8 protein-coding genes and 1 tRNA gene are annotated in these 15,751 nt (G+C 73.3%); 5 read left to right on the top strand and 4 right to left on the bottom strand.

What is annotated here, in order from left to right; genetic code table 11:
* Window positions 1-55: 55 nt before the first annotated feature.
* The 4 genes from JOE63_RS18375 to JOE63_RS18360 form a co-directional block, all read right to left on the bottom strand.
* The gene (locus JOE63_RS18375; RefSeq protein ID WP_204542939.1) at window positions 56-1,768 is read right to left on the bottom strand and encodes a discoidin domain-containing protein; all 1,713 of its coding nucleotides are present in this window, start codon (window positions 1,766-1,768) and stop codon (window positions 56-58) included.
* A 175-nt stretch (window positions 1,769-1,943) separates the two neighbouring features.
* Entirely contained in the window at window positions 1,944-3,068 is a 1,125-nt protein-coding gene (locus tag JOE63_RS18370; protein WP_087469832.1) for an ABC transporter ATP-binding protein, read from the bottom strand.
* A gap of 262 nt (window positions 3,069-3,330) precedes the next feature.
* Entirely contained in the window at window positions 3,331-4,197 is an 867-nt protein-coding gene (gene otsB / locus JOE63_RS18365) for a trehalose-phosphatase (RefSeq protein WP_307840216.1), read from the bottom strand.
* The gene (locus tag JOE63_RS18360) at window positions 4,194-5,657 is read right to left on the bottom strand and encodes an alpha,alpha-trehalose-phosphate synthase (UDP-forming) (RefSeq protein ID WP_307840215.1); all 1,464 of its coding nucleotides are present in this window, start codon (window positions 5,655-5,657) and stop codon (window positions 4,194-4,196) included. Before JOE63_RS18360 ends, otsB begins: the two co-directional genes overlap by 4 nt.
* A 204-nt stretch (window positions 5,658-5,861) precedes the next feature.
* Here JOE63_RS18360 and JOE63_RS18355 point away from each other — a divergent pair, with 204 nt between their 5' ends.
* From JOE63_RS18355 to JOE63_RS18335, 5 genes are all read left to right on the top strand, one after another.
* The gene (locus JOE63_RS18355; protein ID WP_087469830.1) at window positions 5,862-7,595 is read left to right on the top strand and encodes a serine/threonine-protein kinase; all 1,734 of its coding nucleotides are present in this window, start codon (window positions 5,862-5,864) and stop codon (window positions 7,593-7,595) included.
* A 90-nt stretch (window positions 7,596-7,685) separates the two neighbouring features.
* Window positions 7,686-8,261: a hypothetical protein gene (locus JOE63_RS18350; protein WP_204542937.1), complete on the top strand. Its 576-nt coding sequence runs from the start codon at window positions 7,686-7,688 to the stop codon at window positions 8,259-8,261.
* A gap of 90 nt (window positions 8,262-8,351) precedes the next feature.
* The gene (locus JOE63_RS18345) at window positions 8,352-9,206 is read left to right on the top strand and encodes a DsbA family protein (RefSeq protein ID WP_087469828.1); all 855 of its coding nucleotides are present in this window, start codon (window positions 8,352-8,354) and stop codon (window positions 9,204-9,206) included.
* A gap of 92 nt (window positions 9,207-9,298) precedes the next feature.
* Window positions 9,299-9,374: transfer RNA gene (locus tag JOE63_RS18340), tRNA-Thr, on the top strand.
* 135 nt (window positions 9,375-9,509) lie between these two features.
* Complete coding sequence (locus tag JOE63_RS18335) at window positions 9,510-15,725, top strand: GH92 family glycosyl hydrolase (RefSeq protein ID WP_204542936.1); 6,216 nt, start codon at window positions 9,510-9,512, stop codon at window positions 15,723-15,725.
* The last annotated feature ends 26 nt before the right edge of the window (window positions 15,726-15,751 follow it).

Below are 15,751 nucleotides of genomic sequence, written 5' to 3'. Positions count from 1 at the left end.
GGGTCGTGCTCGGGCGGCCCGGGTGCGGGTCCGAGGGCCACGCACCCGGGAGCCGTCAGGCGCAGTCGAGCGCGTCGTGCTCGACGTCGACGGTCGAGGTGACGTCCTCGCCGTCGATCGTCGCGGCGCCCGTGACGGTCACCGAGCCGCTCGCGACCGAGGCCGAGCGCACCGCGAACGACTGGTACGCGTTCTTGCCCGGGGCGACGTCGGCGAACTCGCGGGTGCCGTAGGCGGTCTCGACGGTCACGTCGACCGGCGAGTCCTCGCCGTTCGCCGCGCGGACCGCGAGGTACGCCTGGCCGGCGAGGCACCGCGCCTGCACCTCGACGTCGAGGTCGAGCTGCCCGCTGGGCGTGCCGTAGACCTCGAGCTCGTAGAGCGAGAAGCCCCACTGCGTCGCGCGCTCGGTGAGGTAGAGGCGCACGTACCGGCCCGTGGCGGCGACGTCCAGCTCGTCGTACCCGCCGTCACCGTCGGTGACGGTGTGCACCGTCGTCCAGGTCTCGCCGTCCGGCGAGGTCTGGACCTCGTAGCCCGACCCGTACGCGGTCTCCCAGTCGATCACGACCTGGCTGAGGTCGTAGCTCGCGCCGAGGTCCACCGCGATCCACTCCGGGTCGTTCCACGCGCTGCTCCAGCGGGTGCCGGCGTTGCCGTCGACCGCCATCTCGGGCTCGTGACCGGCCTCGTCGATGCTGGAGGCCGTCACCGGACGGCCCAGGGCGAGCGACTCGTCGCCCTCGTTCCCGCCCCCGCCGTCGGACTCGAAGCAGCGGAGGTACCGGTAGGACTGCGCTGACGTCTCGAACGACGGCGCCCAGTCCCACTCGTAGGTGTAGTACTGCACGTACGGCTCGGCCGCGGCGATGATCGCCGGGAGGTCCAGGTCGCCCCGGCCGAGGGCGACCTGCCGCATGTCGCCGGGCGCGTTGACGTTCACGGCGTCCTTGATGTGCAGCAGCTCGATGCGGTCCCCGTGCTCCTCGATCCACGCGGGGACGTCGAGGCCGGCGTCGGCGGCCCAGCCGACGTCGAGCTCGAACGTGACGTAGCGCGGGTCGGTGTTCTCCTCGATGACCTCCCAGGCGCTGACCATCTCGCCGGTGACCGGGTCGGGGTACCGCGTGGTGAACTCGCTCTGGTGGTTGTGCAGGACGATCTTGTTCGCGCCGTTCTCGTGCGCGTACTGGCCGAGCTGGTTCACGTACCGGGCGGTCGCGACCGCCTCCGCGTAGGTGCCGTAGCCCCCTGCCATCCCGCCGGTCCCGATGTAGTCCTGGCCCAGCGCGACGGCGTACGCGACGGTCTGGGGCCACGAGCCCCAGTCCGTGCTGCCGTGGCTGGACGACACCGCGAGGCCGTGCTTGTCGAGGATCGCCTGGTACTCCTCGACCGGCATCGAGTAGGGCTGGTTGTACGGCTCCACGTTGGTGAACCCGGCGTTGGCCACCTCGCCCAGCACGCGGTCGATCGTCTCGGCGGACGGTGTCCCCGAGCCGCCGAGCTCACCCACGTGCGTGTAGAGCTGGATGGAGATCTTGGAGTCGGGGAGCCCGTCGTCCGGGCCGCACGTCTCGGCCGCGGCGAGGGTGGTCGGTGGGCTGGTCTCGGCTGACGAGGCCGCGACGGCGGGGGCCGCGGCGAACGTCCCCGCGACGAGCGCGCCGCCCGTCAGGGCCGCGCCGAGGCGTCGCGCGCGGGACGAATGGTGCGAGATCTGCATGAGGCTCCAATTGACAGCGTTGTCGATTTGGCTGACGAACATGCGACTTCTGATGTCACGTGTGCAAAAGTAGTCTCGTGGTCGACCATGACACTGTCAAGGGCGAGCCGTGCCACCCGCCACCAGCACCGCCCTCGTGGAACGCTCCACCCGGGAGACGACGAAGGGCGGGCCCTCCCGACCGGGAGGACCCGCCCTGCGGCGGTGCGTGACGGTGTCAGCTGATGCGCAGACCCGACGCCGCACCGAAGACGTGCGAGTGACCCGGACGGATCGTCACGTAGATGCGCTCGCCCTTGGCCGGGACGTTGCGCGGGTCGACGCGGACGATGACCTGGTTGTCGCCGGCGCCCGAGTGGACGTCGGCCTGCGCGGCCAGGTCGCCCTTGAGCGTGCCGTAGACGAACGCGTCGGAGCCGAGCTCCTCGACGATGTTCACCTCGACCGGGAACGCGGCCTCGTTCGCCTGCGACACGACGTCGAGCGACTCGGGGCGGAAGCCGATGGTGACCTTGCCGTTGTCCGCCTCGGTGATCTTCGCGGCCGTCTCGCGCTCGAGCGAGATGCGGGCCGGGCCCACCTCGGCGACGCCGTTCTTGACCACGAACGTGCCGATGTTCATCGCGGGCGAGCCGATGAAGCCCGCGACGAAGACGTTGGCCGGGGTGTCGTACATCTCGCGCGGCGTGCCGACCTGCTGGAGCAGACCGTCCTTGAGGACCGCGATGCGGTCACCCATGGTGAGGGCCTCGGTCTGGTCGTGCGTGACGTAGACCGTCGTGACGCCGAGGCGACGCTGGAGCGACGCGATCTGCGTACGGGTCTGGACGCGGAGCTTGGCGTCGAGGTTCGACAGCGGCTCGTCCATGAGGAACACCTGCGGCTGACGGACGATCGCGCGGCCCATGGCGACACGCTGACGCTGACCACCGGAGAGCGCCTTCGGCTTGCGGTCGAGGTACTCGGTGAGGTCGAGGATCTTCGCGGCCTCCTCGACGCGCTGGCGGATCTCCGCCTTCGGCGTGCCGGCGATCTTCAGCGCGAAGCCCATGTTGTCCGCGACGGACATGTGCGGGTACAGCGCGTAGTTCTGGAACACCATCGCGATGTCGCGGTCCTTCGGCTGGACGTCCGTGACGTCGCGGTCGCCGATGTAGATGTGACCGCCGTTGACGTCCTCGAGGCCCGCGAGCATGCGGAGCGAGGTCGACTTGCCGCAGCCCGAGGGGCCGACGAGGACGAGGAACTCGCCGTCCTCGATGTGCAGGTTGAGCTGGTCCACGGCGGGGCGCTCGGTCCCGGGGTAGACGCGGGTTGCGTGGTCGTAGGTGACCGTAGCCATGACTGGTACATCCCTCCACCGGCAGGTACGTGCCGGACGATCCGTTGTGCAGTGACGTGCCACGTCGACGTAGCTGTTCGCGATGGCGGACGAGCGTGTCTTCGACGACACAGAAGAAGTCGGACCCCCCCTATCCCGAGCAGGGGACCCGACGTCATCGTGGTCCCGATACTACTCCCGGTCCTGAGTGCTTCGTCACAGAGCCGGTCACGATCGGGTAGCGGTTCCGTGGGGCCCCGGGGCTGTGCCCGCCGGCCGCCCGTCAGGAGCGCGGGCGCTCCAGCAGGTCGGCGAGCAGGTCGAGCACCGCGGCCAGCGCGTCCGCGTCCGGCACCCGCTGCGCGGCGAGCGTCGTGCCGTCGCCCACCTTGACCCCGAGGTCGCCCGGGCCGAGCACGGCGAACGCGGTCTCGTCCGTCGTGTCGTCCCCGGCGTACAGCACGCGCGTCCGCGCGGCCGGGAGGCCCGTGTGGTGCCCGACGACGTCCCGCAGCCGGTCGACCGCCTCGCCCTTCGAGGTCTCGACGACGGCGACCTCGACCACGTCCTTGCCGTGCATCGCGTGCAGCCCGAGGCGCTCGGCGACCGCGTCCGCCTCGTCCTCGGCGGCGCGCGTGTCCGCCACGGACGCGAGGCGCGTGTGCAGGACGGCGGCGCTCGGCTTCTCCTGGACCCAGGCTCCCTCGCGCCCCGCCACGGCGTCCGCGAGCCCCGCGCGCAGCGCGTCGAGCCGGTCCGCCTGCTCCGGGGTCAGCTCGAGCGCGACGGCCTCGAGCCCGGCGGGCGTGACGACGCCCGTCTCCGCGCCGTGGCTGCCCACGAGGAACGTCCCGGCGGGCGGCAGGCTGCGCTCCGCCAGGTCCGCGAGGTGGCGCCCGGAGACCAGGGCGAGGCGCGTCGTCGTCCCGGCGCACGCGGCCCCGAGGCGGTCGACGGCCGCCCGCGCCGCCGGCGCCATGCGCGCCGCGTGCGGGTCGTCGACGAGCGGCGCGAGCGTCCCGTCGAAGTCGAGCGCGACGAGCCGCGGGTGCGGGGCGTCGGCGCCGTCCGCCGCGAACGCCCGGACGGCGTCGGCGACGGGCCCGGGCAGGCTCCCCGGCAGCAGGGCGCCGCCGTCGGGCCGGGTCACGCGCCGACCTCCGCGGCGACGTCGGCCTGCGCCCCGTCCTGGCGCGCGTCGCCCGGCCGGCGGTGCGGCACGCGCGACGGCATGGCCGTGAGGACGCCGAGGAACGACTCCGACCACTTCGCGACGTCGTCGTTGAGGACCTTGCGGCGCAGACGGCGCATGCGCTTGCGCTGCTCGCGGTGGTCCATGTGCGCGGCCGCCACGATGATGTCCTTCATCCCGTCGATGTCGTGCGGGTTGACGAGCAGCGCACCGGACGAGAGCTCGTCCGCGGCGCCCGTGAACTCCGAGAGCACGAGCACCCCGCGGTCGTCGGAACGGGCGGCGACGTACTCCTTCGCGACGAGGTTCATGCCGTCGCGCAGCGCGGTCACGAGCATGACGTCCGCCGCCAGGTACAGCGCGGCCATCTCCTCGGCCGGGTAGGAGTGGTGCAGGTAGTGGATCGCGGCGTGCCCGATCTCGGCGTACTCGCCGTTGATCCGACCGACCAGCCCCTCGACGTGCTCGCGCAGCTCCTGGTAGGCGTCCACGTTCTCGCGGCTCGGGCTCGCGACCTGCACGAGGGTCGCGTGCTCGACGTCGAGTCGCCCGTCTTGCAGGAGCTCGCCGTACGCCTTGATGCGGTGCCGGATGCCCTTGGTGTAGTCCAGCCGGTCGACGCCGAGCATCATGATGTCCGGGTCGCCCAGGTCGGCGCGGATCTCGCGCGCCCTCTGCTGCACCTCGGGGGTGCGCGCGAGCTCGTCGAAGCGGCGCGAGTCGATCGAGATGGGGAAGGCGGCGGCGCGCACGTGGCGGTCGTGACCGCCCTCGCCCGGCACCGTGATCATGGGCCCGCGGGTCGTGTGGGCGCGCAGGCGGCGCACCGCGCGGATGAAGTTCGCCGCGTCGCTCGCGCGCTGGAAGCCCACGAGGTCGGCCCCCAGGAGGCCGTCGAGCACCTGCCGGCGCCACGGGAGCTGCTGGAACAGCTCGAGCGGCGGGAAGGGGATGTGGTTGAAGAACCCGATCCGCACGTCGGGGCGCTGGGCGCGGATCATCTGCGGCACGAGCTGGAGCTGGTAGTCGTGCACCCACACGACGCCGCCCGGCGAGACCTGCGCGACGGCAGCGTCGGCGAAGCGCTGGTTGACGCGGCGGTACGCCTCCCACCACGTGCGGTGGTACGTGGGCGGCGAGATGACGTCGTGGTAGAGCGGCCAGAGCGTGTCGTTGGAGAAGCCCTCGTAGTAGCGCTCGATCTCGTCGGCGGAGAGGGTGACGGGCACGAGGCGCATGTCGTCCGCGTCGAACGGCTCGCTCGCGAGGTCGGGCGCGCCGGACCAGCCGACCCACGCGCCGTCGGACGCCTGCATGACGGGCTCGAGAGCCGTGACGAGGCCGCCCGGCGAGCGGTTCCACTCGACGTCGCCGCCGGGTCCGACCGTGAAGTCCACGGGCAGCCGGTTGGCCACCACGACGAGATCGAATCCGTCTTTGCCTGTCAATGGACTTCTCCTTGAGCTTCGATGGATCGCGCCTGGGCAGCCCAGGGTAGTCGCCTCGCCCGCCGTGCGGACGGGACGTCCGTCCCGGGCCGACCCGCCCACCGGGCCCGCAGCGCCCGTCCGGAACGCCCGTCCGGAAGGCGACGACCGGCCCGCTGCCGCTACCTTGTCACCATGGAGGAGCCCACGCAGCGCGTCGACGCGCGGACCGCCCTCGGCGGCCCGGCGCGCGGGCACGCGCTGGGGCCCGCACCGGGCAACGAGGTCGGGGGCTACCTCATCGGCGCGCGGCTCGGGTCGGGCGCCATGGGCACCGTCCACAGCGCGCACGACGGCGGCGGGAACCTCGTCGCGATCAAGCTCCTGCACGCGCACGTCGACCTCGACGCCGCGGCCCAGGGACGTGAGCGGCTGCGCCGCGAGGCGCTCGCCCTCCAGCGGCTGCGGCACCCCGCCGTCGCGCAGATCCTCGACGTCGAGCTCGACGGCCCCGACGCGTTCATCGTCACCGAGCTCGTCGACGGCCCGACCCTCGAGGACGAGGTCGCCGAGGGCGGCCCGCTCGACGCGTGGGACCTCTACGAGCTCGCCGACCAGCTCGCGGCCGCGCTCGAGTCCGTGCACGCGGCGGGCGTCGTGCACCGCGACCTCAAGCCGAGCAACGTCATGGTCTCCTCGCGCGGGCCCGTGCTCATCGACTTCGGCATCGCGCAGGGCCTCGAGGACGCGCGCGTCACGTCCACCGGGCTCGTCATGGGGACGCCGGGCTACCTCGCGCCCGAGCTGCTCGAGGGCGCCGCCCCGAGCGTCGGGAGCGACTGGTGGGGCTGGGCCGCGCTCCTCGCCTACGCCGCGACCGGCCGGGCCCCGTTCGGGGTGCGGCCGACCGACGTCGTCCTGGCCCGTGCCCGCAGCGGGCGGCCCGACCTCGCCGGCCTCGGGCCCGTCACGGCGCGCGTGCTCGCCGGGGCCCTGCACGCCGACCCCGCCCAGCGGCTCGGCCCGACCGAGGTCGTCGCCGCGCTGCGGCACGCGGCCGACACGGGCGACGTCGCCCCCGCGACCCAGGTCGTCGGCCCGCCGACAGGCCCCACGCAGGTCGTGCCGCCCGTCGCCGTCGTGCCGGGAGGCACGGGCGCGCAGGCCTGGGCGGGCCAGGCGCAGGTCGTGCCGCCGCCCCTGCCCACGTCGCAGTCCCAGGTCAACGACGGCCGCACCATGGCCGTCCCGGCGGGGCACGACCTCATGGACGACCTCGGGGCGCCGCCCGTGGGGGAGGACGGCGAACCGCTCTACGTGCGGCCCGCGCCCGCCGCGCGCCGTACCGCGCTGCTCCTCCTCGCGGCCCCGCTCGTCCTGCTCGGCATGCTCCACCCGGGCGTCGCGTTCGTCGTCCTGTCCGTCCTCGTCGTCCTCGCGCGCGTCGTCGGGGTGACGACGGAGTCGCTGCACGCGCGGCGCGAGCGGCGCGGCGTCTCCCCCCGGGACACGGTGCGGGCCGTCGCGGCCTCGCCCTGGTACGTCGTGCGCGCCGCCGTCGGGGCGCTCCCGTCGCTGCTCGTCGCGGCGTGCGCCGGCGTGCTCGTCGTCGTGGCCGGGTGGTGGCTGCTGGAGTCCGACCGCTGGGTCGTCGTCGAGGGCGCGGACGGCGGGAACTCGCCGGTCGTCACGACCGTGATCCTGGGCCTCGCGTCGCTCGCGGCCGTCGTGCTCGCGTGGGCCGGGCCGCTGACCCACCTCACGCGCTACGGGACGCGGACCGCGCTCGCGCGGCTCGCCCCGGGCCGGACCGGGACCCTCGTGCTCGCGGGGGTCGGGCTCGCCCTCACGGTCCTGTGCGTCGTCCTCCTCGCGGGCGACCCCGAGGTCACGTGGTGGCCCTTCCCCGGGCCCCCGTCGCTGCGCTGAGCGTGACGCCCGGCTCCGGCGACCTGCTCGTGGACCTGTCCCGGGGGCGTTCCCAGCCCGCTACCAGCACGCATGCGTAGGATGGGCGCCGTGCCCCGGACGACGGTGCCGCGCGCGTGGTCGCGCGGCGTGACGCGCACGTCCGTCGTGCCCGTGACCGGCCGCCTCCTCGGCCCCGCTCTCCTGCTCCTCACGCTCCTCGCCGCCCTGGTGACGCAGCTCGCCGACCGCGGGTACGCCGTCGTGCACCAGTGCGTCACGGTGCCGGGCGCGTGGGGCGTCGCGGGGATGCACCTCGCGCTCGTCCACGAGACCCCCGACTGCCCGTCCGGCACCGCGCTCGGCGGCGACCCCGCCGCCATGGTCACCGTGGTGGGCGTGCTCGCGCTCCCCGTGGTGGTCGCGCACGCGGTGGCCGCGGCCGTCGCGTGGGGCGTGTCGGCGTGGGCGCGGCGCGCCCACGACCGCTCCCGGGCGGTCGTGACCGGCGCGGCGCGGGCGCTGCGGACGGTCCTGCGGGGCGCGGGCCGCCCGGCGGGCGCGCTCGTGGCGGGTGCCCGGCGGGTCGTCCGCCCGGTGTCCGACGCCGTCCCCGCCGCACTGCACCACCTCGCGGACGCGGTGGTGCGCACGCGGCGCGGGCCGCCGCGGCTCGCGCTCGTCTGACGACGCCGTCGGACGCACGGCCCCGCGCGACCCCTGTCGGCGCGCACCCCGACACATCCCCAGCTCTCGGAACTCCCTCGGAGGACGACCATGCCCAGCAACGAAGCCCAGACCAAGGCCCAGCGCCGCGAGGCCGCGCGCGCGGAGGCCCTCGCGCTGCGCGAGGCGCAGGCCAAGCGCGACAAGCGGAACCGCCTCATCACGATCGGAGCGCTCGTCGCGGGCGTCCTCGTCCTCGTCGGCGTGTTCCTCGCCGTGTGGATCCCGGCCATGAAGGACCAGAACAAGACGGTCGACGCCGTCGCGGCGGGCAACCTCGCCGACGTGACCGGCCCGTCCACCGCGCGCGACGACGGCGGCATCCCCATGGGCGTCGACGGCGCCGCGGGGACGGAGAGCGACGGCGCGGTCGAGGTCGGCGTGTACCTCGACTACATGTGCCCCATCTGCGGCCAGTTCGAGGAGACGAACGGCCCGACGCTCGACCAGCTCCGCGAGTCGGGCGACGTCACCGTCGTGCTGCACCCGGTCGCGATCCTCGACCGCATGGCGAACGCCCAGCAGTTCTCGACCCGCTCCGCGGCGGCCGCGGCGTGGGTCGCGGACCGTGCGCCGGAGCAGATGAACGCGTTCAACGCGATCATGTTCCAGAACCAGCCCGAGGAGAACAAGGAGACGCTCACCGACGAGCAGATCGCGGACCTGGCCGAGCAGGCGGGCGTCCCGGCCGATGTCGCGGCGGGCATCGCCGACGGGACCGCGGTCGAGACGTTCGGCGACTGGGCCGCCACCGCGACGAGCCTCGTCACCCAGGACGAGGCGCTCGCGAACCCGCAGTCGGGCGGCTTCGGGACGCCGACGATCACGATCGACGGCGAGCGCTGGGACGGCAACTGGAGCGACCCGAACGCTCTCTCCGCCGCCGTCACGGCCGCGCAGGGCTGACCTCGCGGGCCGGCGCCGCGAGCGGCGTCGGCCCCGGTCCCTGGCCGTCGGGCGAGCAGGTAGTCTGTTCGCTCGCCCGGCAGCCCGGGCACGCCGCCTTAGCTCAGCTGGTAGAGCACTCGCCTTGTAAGCGAAAGGTCGTCGGTTCGAACCCGACAGGCGGCTCCACGAACGACCGCACGGGCCGACGCCGTGCCGTCGGCGACATCCAGGGGTTGACCGTGGCGGCGTCGTCTGGCAGCGTCGGCGCTGCCAGCGCTGTCATCCGCGAGCACCGTCGCTCGCCCTCCCCGAAGGACATCGATGTCACTTCACCGAACGCACCCACCCCTGCTCCGGGAGACGGCGGGCCGAGGCGTCGCCGCGACCGTCGCGCTGAGCCTGCTGCTCAGCGGCACCACGCTCGTGACCGGCTCGGTCGTCGCCCAGGCCGTGCCCGCGGCGCAGGCCGCTGCCGGCGACTTCGCGACGTCGTTCGAGTCCGACGACCAGCCCCTCGACTGGACGAGCACGCCCGAGGAGACGGCGGGCGGCCCGCGGGTCGACGGCGTCGTCGGCACCGCGGTCCTCGAGCGCAGCCCGAGCACCCCCAGCGGTGACGACGTGCTGGGCGGCCCGACCGACGAGCTCGGGTGGGAGGGCCCGTTCCAGAACGGGGTGGGTTCGGTGCCCGGGACGCTCGAGGCGACCACCACCCCGGGTGGCGACCCCGCCCAGCGCTGGGCGATGGACGCGAAGGGTGAGACGTGGGTGCAGGTGCCGATGCCCGCGCTCGAGCGCGGCGTGACGATGCGCGCCCAGGCGACCCTGTCGGGGTCGGGCAAGGTCTTCCTCAACGTCTACAGCGGGAGCTCCGACGTCGGCGGCACGTACGTGACGCTCTCCGCCGAGCCGCGGACGGTCGTCGTGGACTTCACACGTCCCTCCTCCGGCGGCGGCACGCCGCAGTTCCAGATCCGCACGCACGACACCGCGGCCGTGGACGCCGTGATCTCGGGGACCTCGGTCCGGCGCCTCGTCCCCGGGAGCGTGGACTTCCCGGGCGACGTGACGGACCGCGTCGCGCACGTCACCGCGAGCGCGGAGAACGCGCCGAACGAGACCGCGGACAAGCTGGCGGACGGCGACGTCGCGACGAAGTGGCTCGCCGGCGCCCGGACCGCCCGGGTCACGTACGAGCTCGACGTGGCGACCACGGTCACGGCGTACGCGCTGTCCTCCGCGAACGACGCGCCGGGCCGCGACCCGCGCGCCTGGACGCTCCAGGGCTCTCCGGACGGCACGAGCTGGACCGCGCTGGACGCACGGACGAACCAGACCTTCTCCGAGCGGTTCCAGACGCGTGGCTACACGGTCGCCTCGCCCGGGGAGTACCGGTTCTACCGGCTCGACATCACGTCCAACAGCGGGAGCGACGGCACGCAGCTCGCCGAGCTGCAGCTCGCGACCGAGCCGCTCGCCGCGACGGACATGACCGCCGAGGTCGGGTCCGGCCCGAGCAGCGCGTACACCGCGCCGTCGGAGGTCGGCTGGACCGGTGTCGGTGCGCTCCACTATGGCGGCAGCCAGACGACGGACGGCCGCGGGTACGCGTACGCGAAGGTGCTCGACGTCCACGTCCCCGTCGGCGAGGACACCGAGCTCTCCTACACGATCTTCCCCGAGGCGGCGGAGAACGACCTCGCCTACGCGAGCACGTACGCCGCCGTCGACCTCGCGTTCACCGACGGGACGTACCTCAGCGAGCTCGGCGCCGTCGACCAGCACGGCGGCGGCCTGAGCCCGCAGGGCCAGGGCGCGGCGAAGACGCTGTACGCGAACCAGTGGAACTCCGTGGTCTCCCGGATCGGCGAGGTCGCGGCCGGCCGGACCATCGACCGCGTGCTCGTCGGCTACGACAACCCCGACGGCCCGGGTGACTTCAGCGGCTGGATCGACGACGTCGCCGTGACCGGCGAGCCCGAGCAGCCGAGCGCGGAGCACCCGTCCGACTACGTGGTCACGACCCGCGGGACCAACGCGAACGGCGACTTCTCGCGCGGGAACACGATCCCCGCGACCGCGGTGCCGCACGGGTTCAACTTCTGGACCCCGGTGACGAACGCCGGCACGAACCGCTGGCTGTACGAGTACCAGAACGGCAACGACGACCAGAACCGGACGGCGATCCAGGCGTTCTCGCTGAGCCACGAGCCGAGCCCGTGGATGGGCGACCGGCAGACGTTCCAGGTCATGCCGTCCGGGGCCGCCGGGACGCCCACGGCGAACCGGTCCGAGCGCGCCCTGACGTTCAGCCACGACGACGAGGTCGCGCGCGCCCACTACTACGGCGTGACGTTCGACGACGGCCTGCGCACCGAGATCGCGCCGACCGACCACGCGGCGATGTTCCGGTTCACGTTCACCGGCGACGAGTCGCACCTGGTCTTCGACAACGTGACCAGCGCCGGCGGCCTGACCCTCGACGCCGAGGACGGCGTCGTCTCGGGCTACACGGACGTGAGCACGCCCGGCAGCTCGGCGGGCATGACGCGCATGTTCGTCTACGGCACGGTCGACCGTCCGGTGACCGGCAGCGGCCGCCTCACGGGTGGGGGCGGCGGCGACGTGACGGGCTACCTGTCGTTCGACACGTCCGACGAGAAGGTCGTGACGCTGCGCCTCGCGACGTCGCTCATGAGCGTGGACCAGGCGAAGCACAACCTCGACCTCGAGATCTCCGCGGACGACACGTTCGACACGGTGAAGGAGCGCGCGCAGGAGCTCTGGGACGACACGCTCGGCGTGATCGAGGTCGAGGGCGCGAGCCACGACCAGCTCGTCTCGCTCTACTCGAACCTCTACCGCCTGAGCCTCTACCCGAACTCGGGCCACGAGAACACGGGCACGGCGGAGGACCCGGTCTACCAGCACGTGGTGCAGTCCTCGGCCTCCGGCAACCCCGCGCCCGAGGGCACGACGGCGACCCGGACCGGGGCACCCGTCGTGGACGGCACGGTCTACGTCAACAACGGCTTCTGGGACACCTACCGCACCGCGTGGCCCGCGTACTCGCTGCTCTACCCGAGCACGGCGGGCGAGCTCGTCAACGGCTTCGTGCAGCAGTACGAGGACGGCGGCTGGATCTCGCGGTGGTCCGCCCCGGGCTACGCGGACAGCATGACCGGCACGAGCTCGGACGTCGCGTTCGCCGACGCCTACCTCAAGGACGTGCCCGGGATCGACGTGCAGGCCGCGTACGACGCCGCGCTCAAGAACGCGTCGACCGTGCCGCCGGACGCGAGCGTGGGGCGCAAGGGCCTCGACCCCGCGACGTTCCTCGGCTACACGCCGACGTCGACGCACGAGAGCGCGTCGTGGTCGCTCGAGGACTACCTCAACGACTACGGCATCGCGACGATGTCGAAGAAGCTGCTCGACACGAGCGACGACGACGACCTGCGCCACCAGGAGTACGCGGACAACTACGAGTACTACCTGAACCGCGCCCTCAACTATGCGACGCTGTTCGACCCCACGACGCGCTTCCTGCGGGGCCGGACCGAGGACGGCTCGTGGGCACGGTCGGCGGCCGACTTCGACCCCGAGGTCTGGGGCAACGAGTTCACCGAGACCGACGGCTGGAACTTCGCGTTCCACGCCGTGCAGGACGGCCGGGGCCTGGCCAACCTCCTCGGCGGCACCGACGCTCTCGGCGCCAAGCTCGACGAGTTCTTCGCCACGCCGGAGACGGCGTCCAAGCCCGGGTCGTACGGCGGCGTCATCCACGAGATGCGCGAGGCCAAGGCGGTGCGCCAGGGCCAGTGGGGCCTGAGCAACCAGGTCTCGCACCACATCCCGTACATGTACGCCTTCGCGGGCGAGCCGTCCAAGACGGCCGAGGTCGTGCGGACCGCGCTGGCCCGCTCGTTCACGGGCAACGACATGGGCCAGGGCTACCCCGGCGACGAGGACAACGGCGAGATGTCGGCCTGGTGGCTGTTCAGCGCGCTCGGGTTCTACCCGCTGCAGGTCGGCAGCCCGACGTACGCGATCGGCTCCCCGCTGTTCACGCGCGCGACGATCCACCTCGAGAACGGCGAGGACCTCGTCATCGACGCGCCGGACAACAGCGCGGAGAACGTCTACGTGCAGGGCGTGACGGTGGACGGCGTCGCGCAGTCCGCGACGTACCTCACGCACGACCAGCTCGCCGACGGCGGCACGATCGAGTTCGACATGGGCCCGACGCCGTCCGCGTGGGGCACCGGCGCGGACGACGCCCCGCCGTCGATCACGCAGGGCGACGACCTGCCCGACCCGCTCGCGGACGTGACGAGCACGTGGACGGTCACGACCGACGAGGACGGCACCTCCGGCGACGACCTCGTCGACGACACCGCCGCCGCGGAGGTCGCCTTCGGCTCGGCCACGCCGAGCGTGACGTTCGAGGCGACGGGGACGACGGCGCGGGCGGCGATGTACACGCTCACGTCGGCCGCGGGCGACGGGACGGACCCGAGCGCCTGGACCCTCGAGGGGTCGACGGACGGGGAGGAGTGGACGACGCTCGACGAGCGCGCGGACCAGTCGTTCGCGTCCCGCCTCGAGACGCGGGCCTTCGCGATCGCCGACCCGGGCGTGTACCGCCAGTACCGGCTGCGCGTCACGGCCTCGACGGGCGCGACGACGGCGCTCGCGGAGGTCGAGCTCCTCGCGCACACCCCGAAGGTGCGCGAGCTCGCCGACGCCGTCGCCGCGGCGCTCGACGACGGCCGCATCCCGGCGAGCACGGCGGAACGGCTGGGGGCCGTCGTGGCGGCGGCGCAGGAGGCCGAGGACGCGAACGACGCGGCCGGGGTGCTGGAGCAGGTCCGCCTGCTGCGTGCCGCCGTCGACACGACCGCGACCGAGCTCCTCGACGACCGGACGCGCGACGAGCTCACGCTGCTCGTCTCGCAGTGGCTCGCGCCGAGCACCGGCCTGGACGAGATCCGCGCCCAGGTCGGAGCCCTGCAGCGCAGCGGTGACGTGGACCCCGCGACGGCGGAGGCGCTCGTCGGCCTCGTCGACGACGCGGCCGCGCAGCTCGACGGCGCCCACGCGGCGGGTGTCGCGCAGGCGCTGACCGGGCTGCGGGACGCGATCACGGGCGCGTCCCCCGAGGCGGTGACCGAGGACGCCCGCACGGTGCTCCTGCCGCTGGTCGTCGCCCTGATCGAGAACCCGCCCGCCACGCAGCGCGCGGCGAGCGCCGTCCGCACGCTCATGGACGACTACGACCCCGAGAAGGCGTGGTGGCCGTCGAGCTGGTGGAACTCCGCCGTCGCGACGAACACGGTGATCGACTACATGGAGCGCACGGGCGACCGGAGCTATCTGGCCCAGGTCGACCGTACGTTCGAGCGGAACAAGGCCCCGTTCCCCGCTGGCGAGATGTCGAGCGACGAGATCCTCGGCAGCTTCACGAGCCGCGCGATCGACGACGCCGCGTGGTGGGGCCTCACCTGGGCCGCCGCGTACGACCTGACGGGAGACCCGAAGTACCTCGACATGTCGGTCACGATCGCCGAGTACGTGCACGGCTACTGGGACACGGGCACGTGCGACGGCGGCGTGTGGTGGGACGCCGAGAAGACGTACAAGAACGCCGTGACCAACGGGCTGTACGTCCGGCTGGCCGCCGAGCTCCACCACCGCATCGACGGCGACACGGTGTGGCTGGACCGCGCGCAGACCGGCTGGGACTGGCTCCTCGCCAGCGGGATGATCAACGAGGAGGGCCTCGTCAACGACGGGCTCACGGGCGACTGCCGCAACAACGGCGGCACCGTCTGGAGCTACAACCAGGGCCTCGCGATCGGTGCGGGCCTCGAGCTCCACCGGGCCACGGGAGACGCGGACGCCCTGGCGACCGCGGAGCGCCTCGCGGACGCCGCGCTGTCCTCGGACGCGCTCGTCGTGGACGGGGTCCTCACCGAGAGCTGCGACGCCCTCGACCGGACCTGTGACGACAACGGCAAGCAGTTCAAGGGCATCTTCATGCGGTACCTCATGGACCTCAACGACGCCACGGGCGAGACGCGGTACCAGGAGTTCGTGGACCGGCAAGCAGCGACGATCTGGGCGCAGGACCGCGCGGCGGGCGACCGCCTCGGCGTCCGGTGGGCCGGAGGCGAGTCGGCGCAGCACCCGAACGTGGTCGACTGGCGCACCCAGGCGAGCGCGCTGAGCGCCCTGGTCGCCGCGACGCCGCAGGCGCCGCAGGTCCGGGTCGAGGCGCAGGTCCGGTGCCTCGCCGGCACGGCGTACGTCGCCGTCCGCGCCCACAACCAGGGCGCCGGGCCGCTCGACATCGGCGTCACGACCCCGTTCGGCGAGAAGTCGTTCGCCGGGGTCGCCGGCGGCGCGAACGGCTACCAGTCGTTCTCCTCCCGGGGGAACGCCGTCGAGGCGGGCAGCGTCACCGTGACGGCCGTCCCGTCCGGCGGCGGCCCGCGCGTCACGCAGGAGGTGGCGTTCCCCGCGCGGACCTGCTGACGACGCCCTCGGTCGGGCCGACGGGT

Source organism: Cellulosimicrobium cellulans (assembly GCF_016907755.1).
Taxonomy (GTDB): Bacteria; Actinomycetota; Actinomycetes; order Actinomycetales; family Cellulomonadaceae; genus Cellulosimicrobium; species Cellulosimicrobium cellulans_D.
This window is presented reverse-complemented; position numbering and strand designations above follow the sequence as displayed.